General features: G+C 59.4%; 17 protein-coding genes. 8 read left to right on the top strand and 9 right to left on the bottom strand.

Going from position 1 to position 17,869, the window contains the following annotated elements:
- Nucleotides 1–118: 118 nt before the first annotated feature.
- A complete protein-coding gene (locus tag ACR0LD_RS06960) occupies nt 119–769 on the top strand; it encodes a GntR family transcriptional regulator (RefSeq protein WP_170389667.1) in 651 nt (216 codons plus the stop codon).
- Here ACR0LD_RS06960 and denD read toward each other — a convergent pair.
- A complete protein-coding gene (gene denD, locus ACR0LD_RS06955; protein WP_480636147.1) occupies nt 766–1,734 on the bottom strand; it encodes a D-erythronate dehydrogenase in 969 nt (322 codons plus the stop codon). The two genes, ACR0LD_RS06960 and denD, sit on opposite strands and share 4 nt — an antisense overlap.
- Nucleotides 1,731–2,615 (bottom strand): NAD(P)-dependent oxidoreductase, encoded by an 885-nt coding sequence (locus tag ACR0LD_RS06950; protein ID WP_480636145.1) that lies wholly within the window; start codon nt 2,613–2,615, stop codon nt 1,731–1,733. The genes denD and ACR0LD_RS06950 overlap by 4 nt, the downstream gene beginning before the upstream one ends.
- A gap of 194 nt (nt 2,616–2,809) precedes the next feature.
- Between ACR0LD_RS06950 and ACR0LD_RS06945 the strand changes: the two genes are divergently transcribed.
- The 4 genes from ACR0LD_RS06945 to ACR0LD_RS06930 are packed head-to-tail and all read left to right on the top strand — an operon-like array spanning nt 2,810 to nt 7,137.
- Nucleotides 2,810–3,568, top strand: coding sequence for an SDR family oxidoreductase (locus ACR0LD_RS06945; protein ID WP_170366877.1), 759 nt, complete (start codon nt 2,810–2,812; stop codon nt 3,566–3,568).
- On the top strand, nt 3,565–5,361 hold the full coding sequence (locus ACR0LD_RS06940) for an IlvD/Edd family dehydratase (RefSeq protein WP_480636143.1): 1,797 nt from the start codon (nt 3,565–3,567) through the stop codon (nt 5,359–5,361). The genes ACR0LD_RS06945 and ACR0LD_RS06940 overlap by 4 nt, the downstream gene beginning before the upstream one ends.
- An 11-nt stretch (nt 5,362–5,372) precedes the next feature.
- Nucleotides 5,373–6,221, top strand: coding sequence for a fumarylacetoacetate hydrolase family protein (locus tag ACR0LD_RS06935; protein WP_480636141.1), 849 nt, complete (start codon nt 5,373–5,375; stop codon nt 6,219–6,221).
- Entirely contained in the window at nt 6,214–7,137 is a 924-nt protein-coding gene (locus tag ACR0LD_RS06930; protein ID WP_480636139.1) for a 2-hydroxyacid dehydrogenase, read from the top strand. The genes ACR0LD_RS06935 and ACR0LD_RS06930 overlap by 8 nt, the downstream gene beginning before the upstream one ends.
- A 17-nt stretch (nt 7,138–7,154) precedes the next feature.
- Here ACR0LD_RS06930 and ACR0LD_RS06925 read toward each other — a convergent pair whose 3' ends face one another.
- The 4 genes from ACR0LD_RS06925 to ACR0LD_RS06910 form a co-directional block, all read right to left on the bottom strand.
- The gene (locus ACR0LD_RS06925; RefSeq protein ID WP_480636137.1) at nt 7,155–8,156 is read right to left on the bottom strand and encodes a HupE/UreJ family protein; all 1,002 of its coding nucleotides are present in this window, start codon (nt 8,154–8,156) and stop codon (nt 7,155–7,157) included.
- Entirely contained in the window at nt 8,153–8,983 is an 831-nt protein-coding gene (locus tag ACR0LD_RS06920; protein WP_170389682.1) for a peptidyl-prolyl cis-trans isomerase, read from the bottom strand. Before ACR0LD_RS06920 ends, ACR0LD_RS06925 begins: the two co-directional genes overlap by 4 nt.
- A gap of 149 nt (nt 8,984–9,132) precedes the next feature.
- Complete coding sequence (locus tag ACR0LD_RS06915; protein WP_244952398.1) at nt 9,133–11,058, bottom strand: DUF3604 domain-containing protein; 1,926 nt, start codon at nt 11,056–11,058, stop codon at nt 9,133–9,135.
- Between the two features lie 195 nt (nt 11,059–11,253).
- Entirely contained in the window at nt 11,254–12,915 is a 1,662-nt protein-coding gene (locus ACR0LD_RS06910) for a Na/Pi cotransporter family protein (RefSeq protein WP_480636135.1), read from the bottom strand.
- 169 nt (nt 12,916–13,084) lie between these two features.
- On the opposite strand from ACR0LD_RS06910, the gene ACR0LD_RS06905 reads away from it, so the two are divergent.
- Nucleotides 13,085–13,918, top strand: coding sequence for a DeoR/GlpR family DNA-binding transcription regulator (locus ACR0LD_RS06905; RefSeq protein ID WP_480636133.1), 834 nt, complete (start codon nt 13,085–13,087; stop codon nt 13,916–13,918).
- A 137-nt stretch (nt 13,919–14,055) separates the two neighbouring features.
- Here ACR0LD_RS06905 and ACR0LD_RS06900 read toward each other — a convergent pair whose 3' ends face one another.
- The 3 genes from ACR0LD_RS06900 to ACR0LD_RS06890 all read right to left on the bottom strand — a co-directional run bounded on the left by ACR0LD_RS06900 (nt 14,056) and on the right by ACR0LD_RS06890 (nt 16,738).
- On the bottom strand, nt 14,056–15,033 hold the full coding sequence (locus ACR0LD_RS06900) for an oxidoreductase (RefSeq protein ID WP_480636131.1): 978 nt from the start codon (nt 15,031–15,033) through the stop codon (nt 14,056–14,058).
- A 139-nt stretch (nt 15,034–15,172) separates the two neighbouring features.
- On the bottom strand, nt 15,173–16,054 hold the full coding sequence (locus tag ACR0LD_RS06895) for an AraC family transcriptional regulator (protein ID WP_480636129.1): 882 nt from the start codon (nt 16,052–16,054) through the stop codon (nt 15,173–15,175).
- A gap of 255 nt (nt 16,055–16,309) precedes the next feature.
- The gene (locus ACR0LD_RS06890) at nt 16,310–16,738 is read right to left on the bottom strand and encodes an RrF2 family transcriptional regulator (RefSeq protein ID WP_480636127.1); all 429 of its coding nucleotides are present in this window, start codon (nt 16,736–16,738) and stop codon (nt 16,310–16,312) included.
- Between the two features lie 105 nt (nt 16,739–16,843).
- Here ACR0LD_RS06890 and ACR0LD_RS06885 point away from each other — a divergent pair, with 105 nt between their 5' ends.
- Nucleotides 16,844–17,323, top strand: coding sequence for a hemerythrin domain-containing protein (locus tag ACR0LD_RS06885; protein WP_254437057.1), 480 nt, complete (start codon nt 16,844–16,846; stop codon nt 17,321–17,323).
- A gap of 12 nt (nt 17,324–17,335) precedes the next feature.
- Nucleotides 17,336–17,869, top strand: coding sequence for a DUF2478 domain-containing protein (locus ACR0LD_RS06880; protein WP_480636125.1), 534 nt, complete (start codon nt 17,336–17,338; stop codon nt 17,867–17,869).

Raw genomic sequence — 17,869 nt, 5'->3', positions numbered from 1 at the left:
CGGTCGAATCGAATGCAACAAGTAAAATATGAAATTTTCAAGAATTTCGAGATTATTGCAATAAATCGAAAATATGATTAGGACACTAAGTGGCCAGACCTGAAAGGTGCAAACCGGAATGAATGAAGAAGTAGATATTTATCAGCACCTTAAAATGCGTCTGATCTCGAACGGATTCGAGCATGGTGCCAAGGTTCGGGCCGAAGAGTTGCGCAAGGACTATGGGTGCTCGGCCAGCACGGTTCGCGAAGTTCTTTTTCGTTTGTCATCGGTGGGTTTGGTGGACTTTCAGGAGCAGAAGGGCTTTCGCGTCCCGAAGCGTTCGCCGCAAAAACTGATCGAGCTGACCCACATCCGCGTTTTGCTGGAGGGAGAAGGCACCGCAATGTCGATCCGCAACGGCGGGGTGGATTGGGAAGCCAGACTGACCGCGGCGCATCACAAACTGAGCCATATCGAAAAGCGCATTCATGCCACCGACGACCCCAGCGAGCTGATCGAGATCTGGTTTGCCTCGGAAAAGGAATTCCATCAAACGCTGATCTCGGCCTGCGGATCGGAAACGTTGAAGCAGATGCACGGCCGAATTTACGCGCAATTCCGGCAGCAGCTGATGGTGGCGGACCGGCGGTTCGAGTTCATCTCAGAGAACATCCGGCATCACGCCGACATCCTCGAGGCCGCATTGTCCGGCGATGAGCAACTGACCAAGCAGAAGATTCATGACCACCTCAAGCGCCACCTTACAGGCAAGACGATGGGCGACTAAGCGCGGAAGTCATCCTCAAGATAAGCGCGGATGATGTCTTCAAAGCTCGACTCTGCGCGGAAGCCCAGCTCAAGCGCGCGGTCGGTTTGAAAGTCGCGTGGCCAGCCTTTGACAATGCGCTCTATGTCCGGGTCGGGAACATGCTTTATCAGGTTGACCGCGTCTTGACCGGCGACAGTGCGCAGAGCTTCGATCTGTTCGGCGACCGTACAACTGATGCCGGGCATGTTCAGGGCGCGCCGGTCGTTCAGCAGCTTCGTATCAAGATCGGCCGCGCGGGTCAGAAATCTTGCCGCTGCCCGAGGGCTGGCGTGCCAGTGGCGAACGGTGTCGTCGACCGGCAGAACCGCCTCAAGCCCGTTCAGGGGCTCTCGAATGATACCCGAAAAGAAGGAGGAAGCGGCGGCATTTGCCTTGCCGGGCCGCACGCACAGCGTCGGCAGCCGCAGGGAGATGCCGTCGATGTATCCTTTTCGACTGAAGTCGGAAATCATCAACTCGGACGCAGCCTTCTGCGCCCCGTAGCTGGTCAGAGGGGCGCACAGGAATTCATCGTCGATCCTTACGGGGAAAGGGGCGCCAAAGACGGCTATGGACGAAGCGAAGACCAGCCGCGGGCGGTAGGCGCCGCTGGTGGCGTCATGCTCGTCCTTCAATGCGTTCAACAGTGCCCAGGTCGTCATCAGGTTGACGTCCCAACCAAGGCCAAAATCAGCTTCTGCCTGACCCGAGACAATCGCGGCCAGATGAAAGATCACGTCAGGGCGCTGAGCGGCCAGAAGCTTGGCCGAGTTTGGGACCGCGATGTCGCCAACGGTTTTTTCTCCCGGTGCACCCTCGGCCGGAAATGAAAGGTCGAACAATGATACACGGGCGTCCGGGCCAAAGGTCTGTTCGGCCGAAATGTGATGCGCCAGTTTCTGCCCCAGCATTCCACCGCCGCCGATGATGAGGATATGCGTCACGACATGCCATTCCGTTTTCTGAGTTCGAGGTAGAGCGCAGAATGATCCAGCCCGGCCCCATCCATTTCGTTTATCAGGTATTCGAACCGGTCGCGTACGGCTTGCGTATTGGGCAGTTCCAGGCCCAGACCGCGCGCCTCAGCCAAGGTGTTGTCCAGATCCTTCAGCTGAAACTTCGAGAGTCCGCCGGGAACGAAGTCCCGGTTGGACATGCGTTCCCCGTGCTGCTGCAGGATCACGCTGTCGGCAAACCCACCGCGAAGCGCGGCGCGCAAAGCAGCCGGGTCTGCGCCACCTTGTTCGGCCAGCAGGGTTGCCTCGGCAACGGCGGAAATCGTGACGGCCACGATTGTCTGATTGGCTAGTTTGCACAATTGTCCGGCGCCGCTGGGGCCGACATGCACGGGGCGCCCCATGGCGGACAGGATTGGCAGTACCTCCCGCATGACCTTCTCGTCGCCGCCCACCATGATCGCCAGCGAGCCCGCCTCGGCCCCCTTGGTGCCACCGGAGACTGGGGCATCCAGATGCCGCAGGCCGAGGGTTTCGAGTTGGGCAGACTGCGCGCGGGCATGTTCAGGCTTGGCACTGGACATGTCGATCCAGACGGCACCAGATTTCAACTGGTCGCAAAAGGAAGGGTCTTCCAGCAGCGCGCCGGTTGCGTATCCGTCGGCCAGCATGGTCACGATCACATCGGCTTGGGAAACCGCGTGGGCCGGAGTGTCCGCAACCGTGGCACCTTGGTCCGCCAATGGCCGTGCCTTTTCGGCGCTACGGTTCCAAACGGTCAGGGGAAAGCCTGCCGCAAGCAGGTTTCGTGCCATCGGCGCCCCCATTAGGCCGGTGCCCAAAAGGGTCACTTTGCGCTGTTCACTCATGCTTGCTTGTCCTCCTTCGGGCCGCACCACGCATGGTTATAGCCAAACCAAAATCTCTGTCATACGCTAACGGCATCAAGTTCCTGCGCCAAAGCCTGTCGCGTTTCCGTGCAGAATTTTTTGGTGCTGCCCGGTCGCACTCGGGCCCGGGGTCCTGGTGTTTGATCGCAAGTAGTGAAAGGTAAATTTTACATATGTCAGAAAGACTTGTGGGGAAGCGCGTCCTTGTGACGGCCGCCGGACAGGGTATCGGTCGTGCCAGCGCAATTGCAATGGCGCGCGAAGGGGCGCAGGTGTTTGCGACGGATATCAACCTCGAAAACCTTTCTTCGATTCGGTCCGAGAATCTCGAAAATATCGAAATTTTCGAGATGGACGTCACCGATGACGCCAGCGTCGCTCAGGGGGCTGAGCGGGCAAATCCGGACGTGTTGTTCAACTGTGCGGGCTTCGTGCATCACGGGACCATCCTGGACGCCACCGATGAAGAGTGGGATTTTGCGATGGACCTCAACGTGCGGTCCATGATGCGCACGACGAAGGCTGTGCTGCCGGGGATGGTCGAACGGGGCGGCGGCTCGATCATCAACATGTCTTCCGCTTTGGGGTCGATCATCGGCGCGCCCAACCGCTTTGTCTATGGCGTGACCAAAGCTGCGGTTGTGGGGCTGACGAAATCGGTTGCGGTTGATTTCATCACGAAGGGCATCCGCTGCAACTGCATCTGCCCCGGAACGGTCGACAGCCCCAGTTGGCGCGATCGGGTCGAGGCTTTGGCCCAAGAGCTGGGCAGCAGGGAAGAGGCCATGGCGCAGTTCGTGGCTCGCCAGCCCATGGGCCGCGTCGCCAAGGCGGAAGAAATAGCGGCACTGGTCGTCTACCTGGCAAGCGATGAGAGTGCTTTCACCACAGGACATACACACATAATCGATGGGGGGTGGTCAGGCCAATGACGAAGATAACAAAGGACGATCTGCGGTCGCGGAAATGGTTCATGAACTCGGACAACCTCGAGATGACCGCGCTGTATCTGGAGCGGTATCTCAACTACGGCCTGACCCGCGCCGAGCTTCAATCCGGCAAGCCAATCATCGGCATTGCGCAAACGGGTAGCGATCTCAGCCCGTGCAACCGCCACCACCTGGAATTGTCCAAACGTGTGCGCGACGGGATCATCGCGGCTGGTGGCACGTGCATCGAAATTCCGGTGCACCCGATTCAGGAAACGGGTAAGCGGCCCACTGCCTCGCTGGATCGCAATCTGGCCTATCTTTCGCTGGTCGAGAGCTTGTTTGGTTACCCGATCGACGGCGTGGTGCTAAACATCGGTTGCGACAAGACCACGCCGGCGCTGTTGATGGCGGCCGCCACCGTCAATATCCCCGCAATCGCTCTGTCGGTCGGCCCGATGCTGAACGGCTGGTGGAAGGGTGAACGCGCGGGGTCGGGAACCGTGATCTGGAAGGCTCGGGAAGACCTTGCTGCCGGTGAGATCGACACTGATGAGTTCATGGAAATCGCGGCGGCTTCGGCGCCTTCGGTTGGCTATTGCAACACGATGGGAACGGCGACCACGATGAATTCCCTGGCCGAAGCCTTGGGAATGCAACTGCCCGGGTCCGCCGCGATACCAGCCCCGTACCGGGAACGCGGACAGATCAGCTATGAAACCGGAAAGCGCATCGTCGAGATGGTGTGGGAGGATCTGCGCCCAAGCGATGTCATGACGCGGGCGGCATTTGAAAATGCGATCGTCATCAACTCGGCGATCGGTGGATCGACGAACGCGCCGATCCATTTGAATGCGATCGCCCGGCATCTTGGCGTTCCTCTCAACAACGATGACTGGCAAAGCCTGGGTCACGACGTACCGCTGCTGGTCAACATGCAGCCGGCCGGAAAATACCTTGGAGAAGATTACCAGCGCGCCGGCGGTGTCCCTGCCGTGGTCGGTGAGTTGATTGATGCCGGATTGCTGCCCAACCCCGATGCGCTGACGGTCAACGGCCGGTCGATGGGCGAGAACTGCCGGACACGCCGGTCGCTGAACGACGACGTGATTAAGCCGGTGAGAAATCCGGTCAAGCATCAGGCCGGGTTCATCAACCTCTCGGGCAACCTGTTCGAAAGCGCGATCATGAAGACATCGGTGATCTCGTCCGCTTTCCGCGAGGCCTACCTGTCGAACCCGGATGACCCCAATGCATTCGAGGGCCGGGCGGTCGTTTTTGACGGGCCTGAGGACTTTCATCACCGCATCGATGATCCGGCAGAAAACATCGATGCAGACTGTATCCTGATCATGCGCGGGGCCGGACCCAAAGGTTACCCGGGCGCGGCCGAGGTGGTGAACATGCGGCCGCCCTCATACCTGTTGAAACAAGGGGTCGATGCGCTGCCCTGCATCGGTGATGGGCGCCAGTCCGGCACGTCCGGAAGCCCGTCGATCCTGAACGCCTCGCCCGAGGCGGCCGAAGGCGGCGGGCTGGCGCTGGTGCGAAATGGCGACCGGTTGCGCATCGATCTGGGCAAAGGGACGGCGGATATGCTTGTTCCGCTGGAGGAGCTGCATGAACGCGCCCGCGAACTGGAAGCTGCAGGTGGCTATTCGGTCCCGCCCGACCAGTCACCGTGGCAGGAGATCTTCCGCGAGAAGGTCGATCGTCTGGATCGCGGCATGACGCTGAAGGGCGCCGACAAATTCAGGGACATCGCGCGGCAATTCCTGCCGCGGGACAATCACTAAAAGGAACCGAAATGAAACTTGTTCGCTACGGAGCCGCAGGGTCGGAAAAGCCTGCGTTGGTCGACTCTGCGGGTCAATTGCGGGATTTGTCCGCCCATGTCACCGATATCACCGGTGAAACGCTGGGCGACGCCGTGCTGGACAGGCTGCGCGCAATTGATCCCGAAAGCCTGCCGATTGTTGAAGGGGATCCGCGGATCGGAGCTTGCGTGGGCAAGATCGGAAAATTTCTGTGCATCGGACTGAACTACTCGGACCATGCTGCCGAAACGGGCGCGGATATTCCCAAGCATCCGATCCTGTTCTTCAAGGCAAATTCCGCCATCGTGGGGCCTTATGATGACGTTGTGATGCCGCGCGGGTCCACCCATACCGATTGGGAATGCGAGTTGGGTGTGGTGATCGGGAAAACGGCGAAATACGTCTCCAAGGCCGATGCTTTGGACTATGTCGCCGGTTATTGCATCGTCAATGACGTGTCCGAGCGGCATTTCCAGACGCAACTGACCGGACAATGGACCAAGGGCAAGTCCTGCGACACGTTCGGTCCGACCGGTCCGTGGCTGGTAACCCGCGATGAGGTTCCCGATCCTCAGGCGCTGGGCATGTCCCTGGATGTGAACGGCCAGCGGATGCAGACCGGAAACACGGCCACCATGATCTTTACGGTTGCCGAGATCATCGAGCATCTGAGCCAGTTGTTCACCTTTCATCCCGGTGACGTGATTTCGACCGGCACACCGCCCGGGGTCGGCATGGGGATCAAGCCCGATCCGGTCTATTTGAAGAAGGGCGACGTGATGGACCTGAGGATCGACGGGCTGGGTTTGCAGCGGCAGAAGGTCAGTCAGGATGACTGAGCTGTTGCAGATCGGCGGGATTACCGACCGGATGAAAGATCGGCTGTCCGCCGCATTTGATATTCGCCGGCTGGACGATTTTGATGCCGCGCGCATCACCCATGTGGTCACGAACGGACATGACGGCGTGCCGCCCGACCTGATGGCCCAACTGACAAACCTGAAGATGATCAGCGTCTATGGGGTTGGATATGATGCGGTCGATGCAACGGCTGCTGCAGCCCGCGGAGTTGTCGTCACACACACACCGAATGTGCTTAACAACGAGGTCGCAACCACCGCCGTTCTGCTGATGCTGGCCTGCTACCGAGAGCTTGTGCGCGACCATGAATACGTCCGATCGGGGCGATGGGAAACAGAAGGCAATGCCCCTTTGACCCGATCAGCCGACAATCAAAAGGTTGGAATTCTGGGGCTTGGCCGCATCGGCCAGGCGATTGCCGACAAACTGGCGCCGTGGTCGCCCGAAATCTCCTATCACACCCGCAGTCCCAAGGATGTGCCATACCGATATTTCGACAATCTGGTCGACATGGCCAAACACGTGGATGTGCTGATTTGCATAACACCGGGCGGGCCGTCGACCAACAAGCTGGTCAACGCCGAAGTGATGCAGGCGTTGGGGGCCGGGGGCACGCTGATCAATGTCAGCCGAGGGTCCGTCGTTGACGAGGCGGCTTTGATTGAAGCGCTGCAAAGCGGTGCGCTGGGCTGGGCGGGGCTGGATGTTTTCGAGGATGAACCTCGCGTTCCACAAGCGTTGCGCGAGTTGCTAAACGTGGTTCTGTTGCCGCATGCGGGCAGTGCTACTGTCGAAACGCGTGCCGCGATGGGCGACCTGACGGTCGACAATCTGTTGCAACATCTCAAGGACGGATCGGTTCTGACCGCCGTGCCGGAATGCAAAGATCTGTGAATTGACCGCTTGGGCGCTCAGAACCCGTTGACCCGCTCGATCAGCCAATAGAGCGATATGCACCCGATGGCATAGCCTGTCACCGGGGTGGCCAAGTGGGTCACCCAATCGGCGTTCCGTGGTGCGATAAGGCGCCACATCGCAATCAGAAGCGCGAGCACTGCGATAAAGGCAAGCTGACCGGCCTCGACGCCGATGTTGAAAGCCAGCAGCGCTGCAGGGATCTCTTGCGAAGGCAGGCCGATTTCAGCCAGAGCACCGGCAAAGCCAAGCCCATGCAGCAGGCCGAAACTGAAGCAGACGATCCACGGGTATTGCTCGGATAACCGCAGCTCGCCCTCTTTGTGCCTCAGGATTTCCAGAGCAAGGAATACGATGGACAAAGCAATAACGGCTTCAACGGGGCCGGCGGGCACGTTGAGAAACCCAAGCGTCGCCATCGCCAGCGTCAGCGAATGCGCGACTGTGAACGCGGTTATCGCACCGACCAACCGCCATGGGTTCCGCACCAGAACAAAAAGCGCAAAAACGAACAACAGGTGGTCCCAGCCGCCCAAAATGTGTTCGAACCCAAGCAGAAAGTAGCTGCTGAAAACCGACCAGATCGTAGGCTCCGCCGGAACCATCAATTCGGCCTCATCAGGCGTAAATCTGAGCGTCACGGGTTCAGTGTTCAGCGGTCGAACGCGCAGCAAGACATCGTTCTGCTGGCGCTCCAACCCGTCTATGGCCACAACATGGCCCGCGATTTCGGCATCACATTCTGCAATCCAAGAAGACACCCAAGCCTGGTTTTCCGCTGTTGGCTCCGGGCCATTTGCCGGCGCGCAATGGTCGGGCAGAACCGCATCGATCTCCATGGGTTGTCCGTTCACGTCGGGAATACGCCAAAGGATTCTCCAAGTGCCCGGCGCCAGTTCGTTCAGGTCCAGATAGCCGGGGTCAAGCGCGTGTGCTCGGCCGAATTGCGGAACCATGCCCAGCCAGAAACTCAGCAGAACAAAGAAGACCGTCTTCACGAGCCGCCCTCTGCGGATTCGGGTGTCTCGACACGGTACTGGGCGGCGAGGCTTTCGTATTGAGCCTGCGCCAGGTCCTGAGCCGTCGCCCTGCGCCAATCGTTCAGAACGGAGTCGTAGATCTCGGCGAGCGGCGGAAGATAACCGGGCTTTGCTTCGGTCACGCGGACAAGATGTTGCCCGTATCCCGAGTTGATCGGACCGATCCAAATCATCGGCTCGCTCCCGTCAAGCTGTGACGCAAACCCGCGACCAAAGGTTGTGTCGATTGCACCCGCGGCTGTCAGTGGCATCGACCGCGCCAGCAAGGACGAAACGCCAAGGCTGGACCAATCCGCGCCACCGTTCAGCGCCTGCAGAGTATCGTCGACGACGTCCGGGTCTGGGGCATCACCCAGATAGATCTGATCAAACGCGATCAGGGTAGGGGTCGTGAAGCGGTCTGCGTTCTGGGCCAGATGCTCTTCTAAAACAGCCTCCTCGGGGGCGACCGAGGACGCAATTGCGGTAGTCAGAAACTCCATTTTTCGGGCAAGGCGGGCCCGGATCACCTGATCACCACGGTCCAAGCCCAGCTTTCGGGCCTCGCGCACAAGAATTTCTTCGCGGGTCCAGGAATCGATCAGCGCCTGCAACTCGGCGTCGGTGGGTTGGCGTTTCCAGCTGGCCTCGAACCGTGTTCTCAAAAGCGCGATGTCGTCGCTGTCAATTGTGATCGTTTCGGCCTCTTCCGGGGGCTCGGCCTCGTCGGATACAAGATAGAACCAGCCGAAAATGGCCAGCCCGATCAGAATGAAATGGAACAGCGGTTCTTTGTAAAAGCGCATGAAAGATCTGACCTGCTGGCAATTCGATACCCGATCGTTGATCCCAACGGCCCGTCATGTCAAATCGCCGATTTCAACTTGGGTGAAGATGTTGCAGCAACGACCCCGGCCCAAGGGCGCGATCCCGCGCCCCCGGTTTCGGTCTTGGTTCATTCGCTGGCAGGCGTGTACCAGATCGGTGACGAATACGCACGTTCCTGATGGATCAACTGGGCCTCGGCCGGCAGATCGATTCCAAAACGAAGCTTGTCGTACAGCACCCAGCGCGGGGTCGGGATTTCCAGAACCCGCACGTAGTAGAATGCCCGCGCGTTGGGATCGAAGTCGGGATCCGTCCAAACGGTCACCAATTCCGATGCGCCGATCGAGTTGCTCCAGCTGGCGGTATCCAGATCGACGGTATTGCCGACTTCGGGAAGGTTGCCATTGGCATCCAGCGCACGATCGTCGGACCAGGCCACGTTGTAGACCTTTTCCTGAAGCGCGCCGTCTGCATCCAACCAGCCCTTGACGACCTGAACTCGATCAAGGTTCGCACCGACGGGGTCACGCAGCGCGCCGATCAGGAAAGTCGGTGCGCCTTCGCCCTCGGGCGGACGCAGGTCACCGCCCATCGGCACCCCTTTGGTGTATCCCACATCGGCCACCAGACGCGTCAGCAGGTCGGACTCATCGAAATCCCATCCGCCGAAGAAACGAAGCCCGATGCGAGGCCCGGTCGTGGCGTATGTCTCGCGCCGCTTGAACGCGTCGAAAATGGCCGAGCGCGTATTCTCGGACGCCCAGACTGCGGTGTAGCCCGATGCGACCAGCGTATGCCCCTCAAAGGCGCCCAGATCGCTTTCGACAAAGGGGTGCAAAACGCGCGTGGCCGACGGCTCGGCACTTACGGATTTGCCGAAATAGTTGTCTTCCTCGGCCGTGGCCAGCGACGTATGGCTGTCCGTCGCGCCGCCCATCCCGAACTTGTAGGGGTTCACGCCGAATTTTTCTTCAAGCATCAGCCCACGCTTCAGCGCCTCACGCGCATATTCGCCGGCCAGCATGTCATCAGTTTTCAGCTCGGAGATATCGAGGTTCCCGACATCCCAGTTTTCATAGTCGGCAAATGGGTCGTCAGGGCTGAGATAGGGATGGGCTTCGCCGTCACCCTTGATCTGGGTGACCTCGTAATGCGGTTCCCACTTGGCGCGGTTCTGTACGTATTCCTCATCCACCTTGCCGCCGTGATAGGTGTCTTCGGTCGGGAACATCCAGCCGTTCGACAGATTGCCGTTATGCGCGAAGGCAACGGCACGGCCTCCGGTCTTGGCCTGGTACTCCTCGAGCCACTCGTAAAGTGCCTTCGGATCCGTGTTCCCATAGGGCGGCTGCGTGACCGGCGGCACCATCTGCAACGCACGGATCGGGCCATCGCGCAGCATGACGTTTCTATGCAGGTTGAATCCCTTGGGCACCGAGGTCCATTCGAAACCGATGAACGCTGTGAAATTGCCCGGGTCGTTGTGCCGTTCTGCGGCCATCACGATATGTTCCCAGGTAAACGCAAAGGCGTCCGCTCCGGGGCTGTATGATTCAAGCAGGTCTTCCGGAAGGGTCATCTGCGAGAAATTGGAAATGATGTCGAACGCCGCTTTGGCAGCTTCGTCTCCGCCCGCAGAGTACCCTTCGTACCATTCCAGACCCTTGGGATGTGCCAAGACCCCCGGCTTTCCGGCCTGCAGGTCCGGGGCAAACCCCATCAGGTCGGTGTGATCCGTGAGAACCATCCAATCCAGCGGGCGCGCAAGCCGAACCGGTTGTCCTGTCGACGAGATGACCTGTTGGCCTTTCGCAAATCGCCAGGCGTCATCCGGCAGCAGCGTGTTCCCGAACGTTCCGGCGTCCAGTGACAACCCGGTGTGCAGGTGCGTGTCCCCCCAAAGAGGGCGCTCCGGGAATGTCCGGTTGGCATAGGGCGAGAACGGACGCTCGGCAAAGGTTCCCTCTGCGGCTTCTTTGGTCGGCACAGCGTCGGCGAGAACGCCTGCCGGGCCGAGTGTCAGCAGCATTGAACAGACGTATAGTCGCAGCATGAGAACCTCCCAATTCAACAGCTTCGAATTCAAAGAAACGGTTTTATGTCATAACATTCTGATATGACGATAGCATGTGGGTGGGGCCAACTGTCAATTCTGCCGGGTTCAGGAAGCCAGAAAAGCCTTGTAATCACGGAAGGGCGGGAGCCTTAGCTGCCGGTCTAAAAAAGTACAATCCGAAGAATGCTGTGACTAAGGCGCGTCCGAGATTATCCGCGGTTTGGCCAGGCGGCTTTCCAGAAGATCTCCCGTCTCTTCGGCGATCGGGTAGGCCACAAAGGCCAGCGCCGCGTTGATTTGCTTCAATAGGCGCAGCGTCTCCTGGTGGATATTGGTTGTTTCGATGCTGGCCGGACCCCGACTTTGCAGGCGCTTCAGGTGGCGCTCCTGCAGGTATTGCTCTTCAATCCGGATCCGATCCTTTTCGGCCACCAATTGGCGGGCCGCCTCAGCGTCGCCGGTGGTCAGAATGCTCAGAGCCAACTGGCCGTTCGTTGTGATCTGATCGTGGAACTGTTCAATGTCGGTCAGACCTTCCTTGGAAAATGTGATGCCCTCGTCAGCCATTTTCTTCGCCAGGGCCACAAGGTTGACCGCGATCCGGTCGGCGGCCTCTTCAAGGTTGTTGGCCATCGACACCAGCTCGAGTGTCTTTTTCTCCTGCTGAGGTGTCAGATCGCCTTCCCGCAGGCGCGAGACGTAGATTTTGATATCAAAATGCATGCGGTCGACATCGTTTTCCCGCAATTCGATGGTGCGGGTAAGTTCGGGGTCCCAGTTCCGGAACAGGTGAATGGTCGGCACCAGCATCGCCTGAACCGTTTCAGCCATGCGCAGCAGTTCGCGCTGTGCGCAGGCCAGCGCCAGAGGCACGTGGTCCAGTGCGCTGGGGTCCAATGCTGTCACGTTGTCGGCGGTGATGCTGGAGTGGCGGGGAACGAACGTGTCGGCCAACCGGATCAGCAGGTTGGTGAATGGCAGCGCAACGACCAGAAGGGCGACATTCATCGCAATGTGCAGCATCACCACCTGTTGACCGGGCGCTGTGCCGAACGCGGATATGTTCAGTACGCCGGTCAGCAGCAGGGCCAGCGCCACCAAAGTGACACAGGCCCGAGCCACCAGGTTGGCAAGGACGATCAACTTGGCCGGGCGCTCCTGAGACCAGAGCAGGGCGAATGAGATCACGGCGCCACCGAGATTGGCACCGATGACCAGTGCGGCGGCCACCGTGCCGCCAACCAGTGCTGACGCCGCGAATGTGGCAAAGGTCAGCACCGCGGCAAGGCTGGAATGCATGAGCCACGCCAGAATTGCGCCGACCACATAGGCGCTGATCAAGTCGCTTTGAAAATATGCAGCAATGCTTTGAACGATTGGGCTGGCCCCGATTGGCACTGTGGCTTCGCGGATCATTCCAAGCGACAACAGCACCAGGGCAAAACCGATGGTGATGCGCCCGATTTGTTTCGTCCGCCGTCGACCGGCTTTCAAAAACACCACGACGCCGACCAGCAATGCGAATGGCATCACCGCCTGGACGGGCAGGGTCAGCACCTTTGCCATCAGGGCGGATCCCACCTCTGCCCCCAGCAGCAGCGCAAGGGCCGAGGGTGGGGCCAGCATGCCCGATACCGCAAATCCGGCTCCGATCAAAGCAACCGCAGTCGAACTTTGCATCAGCATCGCTGCCATACCGCCGCCCAATGCAGCGGACATTCGATTTTCAGAAAGGATTTTCAGGCCGCGTTTCAACTCGGGCAGGAACGCTCGTTCCACTCCGGTCCGGATCAACCGGACAGACCACAAAAGCAGGGCGACGCCGGCCGCCAGATGGGTGGCCAGCACGATCATGCGTTCAATACCTTGTTTGCGCTGCGCCGTTGCATGGCCAACATTTTGCCTTCCACAATGGGGTGAGTCCGACGATTTTCATCACCAGTTTGAGGGTAATGCAACAAAATATTTGCAAAAATGAGGCAAACGCCACAAAAGTTGATTGTCGTCTAGCCGGGGCAATGAGATGTCAAAGGCCAAAACTCGTCAGAAACACAGCAAGAAAGGGCGGGATCGGCTGAAAAAGTCCGATCGTCGCCAACGTATCCTGCTTGAACTCAAGCTGCGCCCGCATGTGCGCATCAGTGATCTGGCCCGCAGTTTCGACGTATCCACCGAGACCGTCCGCAGGGATTTTGACGCGCTGGCCGAAGATGGCCTGATTGCGCGTGCGCACGGTGGCGCGTCGGCGCCGGTACAAGGGCATTATCTCAGTCTGGACGAGCGCAATGCGGCCCGGGTTGCCGAACGCGAGCGGATCGGAAACGCCGCCGCTGGCCTTGTGCGTGAAGGTGAGACGGTCATGATCGACTCGGGCTCGACAACCGCTCAGCTGGCGCGCTCATTGGCATTTCGCGACATACGTTGCACTGTCATCACGAATTCGATTCCGGTGGCCGTGACACTGGGCGGCAGCGCGGCCGAGGTGATTGTTTGCCCCGGTGCTTATCTTGCCGCCGAGGCTGCCGTCGTTGGTTACGAAACGCTGGAGTTTCTGGGCCGGTTCAACGTCGATCGCTGCATGATCGGCGCGTCGGGATTGTCCGATGATGGCCCCAGCGAGCCGATCGGTGATATCGCCGCTGTCAAACGCGCGATGCTGGGCCGTTCTGCGGAACGTCATCTTCTGCTGGATGCCCAGAAGTTCAATCAGAAGCAGTTGCACAAAGTGTGCGAACTGTCGGATTTGGACACGTTGATCGTCGACACGGTCCCGCCAAGCCAGTTGGCTGTGGCGCTGAGCGTGGCAGATGTCGAACTGTTGATCGCCGATCCTGCGCCCGAGCAGGCTTTGGCCTGAACCGTTGAGGTCCAGCCCGGGCCGGGACCGGCAGCGCAGAGGGCCAGGGGGCGAAATTGCGGTCTAAAACCTTGGCGCTGCCTTATCCCTAAGAAGCGTAGTCCGGCCGGGATCATCCCGACCGGATTGCGTGGGTATCAGGCCTCTTGCAGTAACCGTTCGCTTATGTCCCACAGCTTTTCGGCTGATGCGTCATCGCAGGCATGTGCGTTGACCCCAAAATATCGGGCCGTCGGGCTGTTGGGGTCGGTCGGGGCAGCAATGTCGGCGTCCTCGCAATACACTCCTGGTTTGCCAACCAGCTTTGGCGAAGTCGCCGCCCAAACCGTTGTTGACGCGCCCTGTTCGGGCGTCTTGAAACCCTCCTTGGCCAATGCGGACGGCTCGCCATCCTCGTTCAGCCAACCCAGTGCGATCATCTCTTCCTTCGGCAGGTGCCGTTGCAGAGGGGTGAATATCCCACCGGGATGTACCGAAAACGCCAACCCGCCGGTCGCTGCCAAACGGCGGGACAGGGCGTTGGCAAACAACGCATTTGCGGTTTTTGCTTGGCCATAGGCCTGCCATTTGTCGTAGTCCGTCTTTTCGAACTGGATATCATCCCAATGCACGTCGCAAATCTTGTGTGCGGTCGAGGAAAGAGCAACGACCCGCGCGCCCGGCGTTTGCTCCAAAAGCGGCAGCAGCAACTTGGTCAGGGCAAAGTGGCCCATATGGCAGATACCGAATTGGGATTCCCAACCGGGTCCAACACGGGCCTCGGGGCACGCCATGATCCCGGCGTTGTTGATCAGCAGATCCAGGTTTTGCAGGTCGCTGGATACCGTTTCGGTAAACCGTCGGACCGAACCAAGATCCGCCAGGTCCATCGGTGCGGTTCTGACATTGCCATCCACGCTCGCCAGGCTCTCTTGCGCTTTGGCTTCCGAGCGTACCGGAACGATCACCGCGGCCCCCTTGTCGGCAAGGGCGCGGACGGTTTCGAGGCCAATACCGCTGTAGCCACCGGTTACGATTGCGGTCTTTCCGGTCAGGTCGATATCGGCCAGCACTTCGGCCGCCGTGCTTTTTGCGTGAAATCCAGAATTTGTAGGAACTTGGTCGGGAACTGCCATCAGGTATCCTTGCGATTTCGGGGGCAACATCGCCCGGTTGCATCATGGATGAACCTAACCTGTCCGCCTCGGGTGGGACACAGAGCTTCCTCCTCAACTCTTGCTCGATTCTCCGAAACCCAAGAGCAAAGCGTGCAGCTCAGGTCACGTGATCCCGGGTCAGTTCTCGGGGCGGAAAGCCAAATTTCTTGGCGAACTCACGGCTGAATTGGGCCGGGCTTTCATACCCAACTGCATGCGCAACACTCGATACAGGCGTTCCCGTCTGCTGAAGCAGTTGGAAGGCCTCGGTCAGGCGTAGGTCTTTCTGGAACTGCAGCGGACTGTTGGCCGTCACCCGTTTGAAAGCGTCATAGAATACCGACGCGCTCATGCCCGAGATCGCGGCCAAGTCCGAGGCTTTGATCGTCGAGCGGTACTCTTTGCGGATATGCGCGATTGCCTTGGCGACCTGGTTGGCCTTGCTGTCCGCGCGGATGATACGGCGCAGCGCGCGCCCTTTGTCGCTGCGCAGAACCCGGAAATATACCTCGCGGACGGCGGCGGCCCCCAGCGTTTGATCTGCGATCGGATCTCGGCGCAGACGGAAAAGACGTATAAATGAATCAATAACTTCCGCGTCGGCCTGACCGCTTTCCAGGGCCGGACCCGCATCGTCCAGCGAGGTGCCGCCCATGTCGGTGTAGACGCCCCGCAATACGCGCATGTCGATGCCGATATACAGGGCGATGTAGGGGTTTTCGGGCGAGGCATCCACAAGGCCCGAGACCATTGGCAGGGCGCTTCCCACGACAATGACGTCCCCTGCGTCATAACGGACATGCTCGGTTCCGTACTGCACCGACTTGCTGCCCTGAAGCACCAGCCCGATCATGGGCTCAACGACCGAGCATGACGGGCGTTTGGATTGGCGCGTCTGGGCCAATACCATGTCCCGCACACCACAGGGCCAAAAGCCGTCATCCAGCTGGGCCTCGGTAATCAGCGCCTTGGCGTCGTCAAGGAGTCTCTGCAGTTCCAATGGGGTCTCTCCGGCCAGTCTGCCAAGACTACAACCTGCATTTTTCCGCACAAGAGTTTTGGTCTGACATTCGGAGGATCAGGCAAGTCCGCCGGAGAAACAGCTGACTGAATTTCCAGAGGCGTGCGGTTGACCGTCGCTGCCGAGATTGGGGGGCATCTGATCTGACCGGTCTAAGCACAAAGGTAACAGTGGTCGCAGCCTGATTGGTTCTAAGAGAACCCAGGCGAATTGTCCGAAGGGGCAGACCGGCTGCTATTCCGCCGCCGAAATCTCCCACGGTGGGCGATAGATGCAATCAGCCAGTGTTGCCCGGTTCAGGTCGTCAAAAAACGCTTGCTCGGCTTGCTTCAGCCGATCCTTCAAAAGGCAGCATGGAGTCAGAGTGCACGCACTGCCATCGGCCGAGAAACACTCAACGATTGGTTGCCCGGTCTCCAGAGTGCTCACTACGTCGCCCAAGCGGATGTCCGACGCCGGGCGAGACAGGACGGCCCCGCCGCCACCGCCCCGTCGCGTTTTGAGGTATCCGGCATTGGCCAATGCTGAAATGACCTTGGCGAGATGGGCGCGTGACACCTTGAATTCATCCGCAAGTTCGCCAGTTGAGAACGGGCGGTCCGGGCTGCCAGCCAGCCGCATCAGAATGCGGAGACCATAGTCAGTGAATGAGGTGAGGCGCATGGTCGCGTTTTCCAATCGGTATTTTCTATGCGTATTAGCAAAACAGAATGCGCAAATCAAATTCCGATTCGGGGTGCTCGGGTCGTGAACCTGAAAGCACGGACCATGACGAACTTCGATATGCACGAAGCTGATCTTGAGACAGACGCTCTGATTGATCACATCCTCACACGGTATCACGAAACACACCGGACCGAGCTTGAACAGCTTCAACATCTTGCCGAACGCGTGGCCTTGGTTCACCGAGACGACCCCCAAGCCCCCCGAGGGTTGGTCCGCGCGCTGGCCGAACTGGCGGCCGAAATGGAAACGCACATGGCAAAAGAAGAGATCGTCCTGTTCCCCGCCATGCGCATGGGCGGCATGGAAGGGATCGAAAACCCGATCCGGGTTATGCGCGCCGATCACGATGGCCACGCCGAGAGTATCGCTCTGATCCGGCATGTCACCCTTGACCTGACACCGCCCGCACATGCCTGCGGGTCTTGGCGACGGCTTTACGATGGGCTGCGGAACCTTTTGGCGGATATTGACCGGCACATGATGCTTGAAAACCAGGTCCTGTTTCCACGGTTCGAACGGTAGAGGGGATCAATCATGCTTCTTGCAGGTGTCGACGCAAGTGAGGCAGGCGGAACGGATCATTTGCTGGCGACAGTGGCCGCGCGATTGCAGGAAGAAGGTCTGCGCTTGCTCGGAGCGTTGCGTGTGAACATTCCGGATACTGGCGCCCAGTTTTGTGAGACAACGCTTGGACTGCTGCCGCATGGTCCCAATATCCGGATCACGCAGGATCTGGGTTCGGGCTCAGGCGCGTGTCGCATGGATGCCGGTGCGATCGAGGACGTGGTCGGCATCGCGACCGCTCGGTTGCAAGATGACGGTTGCGATATCGTTCTGCTGAACAAGTTCGGCCTCAGCGAGGCCGAGGGCCGCGGATTTCGCACCCTCATAGCCGAGGCCTTGGCGCGAGATACTCCGGTCCTGATCGGCGTGAGCAAAACCCATCGCGCCGCCTTCGATCAGTTTGCCGGTGGAACCGCCAAGCTCCTGCCGCCCCTTGAGGGCGTTGTTGTCGAATGGTGCCGATGCTCCGTCGCGCAAGGCCGAAACACGGCGGCACCGGGTTGA

Source organism: Ruegeria sp. BF8 (assembly GCF_056538625.1).
This window is presented reverse-complemented; position numbering and strand designations above follow the sequence as displayed.

What these genes read in the sequence shown, in the direction of transcription:
- ACR0LD_RS06880 (WP_480636125.1), top strand. Translation starts at nt 17,336, where the DNA reads ATGCTTCTTGCAGGTGTCGACGCAAGTGAGGCAGGCGGAACGGATCAT.
- ACR0LD_RS06900 (WP_480636131.1), bottom strand. Translation starts at nt 15,033, where the DNA reads ATGGCAGTTCCCGACCAAGTTCCTACAAATTCTGGATTTCACGCAAAA.
- ACR0LD_RS06950 (WP_480636145.1), bottom strand. Translation starts at nt 2,615, where the DNA reads ATGAGTGAACAGCGCAAAGTGACCCTTTTGGGCACCGGCCTAATGGGG.
- ACR0LD_RS06960 (WP_170389667.1), top strand. Translation starts at nt 119, where the DNA reads ATGAATGAAGAAGTAGATATTTATCAGCACCTTAAAATGCGTCTGATC.
- ACR0LD_RS06885 (WP_254437057.1), top strand. Translation starts at nt 16,844, where the DNA reads ATGACGAACTTCGATATGCACGAAGCTGATCTTGAGACAGACGCTCTG.
- ACR0LD_RS06930 (WP_480636139.1), top strand. Translation starts at nt 6,214, where the DNA reads ATGACTGAGCTGTTGCAGATCGGCGGGATTACCGACCGGATGAAAGAT.
- ACR0LD_RS06910 (WP_480636135.1), bottom strand. Translation starts at nt 12,915, where the DNA reads ATGATCGTGCTGGCCACCCATCTGGCGGCCGGCGTCGCCCTGCTTTTG.
- ACR0LD_RS06935 (WP_480636141.1), top strand. Translation starts at nt 5,373, where the DNA reads ATGAAACTTGTTCGCTACGGAGCCGCAGGGTCGGAAAAGCCTGCGTTG.
- ACR0LD_RS06915 (WP_244952398.1), bottom strand. Translation starts at nt 11,058, where the DNA reads ATGCTGCGACTATACGTCTGTTCAATGCTGCTGACACTCGGCCCGGCA.
- ACR0LD_RS06905 (WP_480636133.1), top strand. Translation starts at nt 13,085, where the DNA reads ATGTCAAAGGCCAAAACTCGTCAGAAACACAGCAAGAAAGGGCGGGAT.
- ACR0LD_RS06945 (WP_170366877.1), top strand. Translation starts at nt 2,810, where the DNA reads ATGTCAGAAAGACTTGTGGGGAAGCGCGTCCTTGTGACGGCCGCCGGA.
- ACR0LD_RS06920 (WP_170389682.1), bottom strand. Translation starts at nt 8,983, where the DNA reads ATGCGCTTTTACAAAGAACCGCTGTTCCATTTCATTCTGATCGGGCTG.
- ACR0LD_RS06940 (WP_480636143.1), top strand. Translation starts at nt 3,565, where the DNA reads ATGACGAAGATAACAAAGGACGATCTGCGGTCGCGGAAATGGTTCATG.
- ACR0LD_RS06890 (WP_480636127.1), bottom strand. Translation starts at nt 16,738, where the DNA reads ATGCGCCTCACCTCATTCACTGACTATGGTCTCCGCATTCTGATGCGG.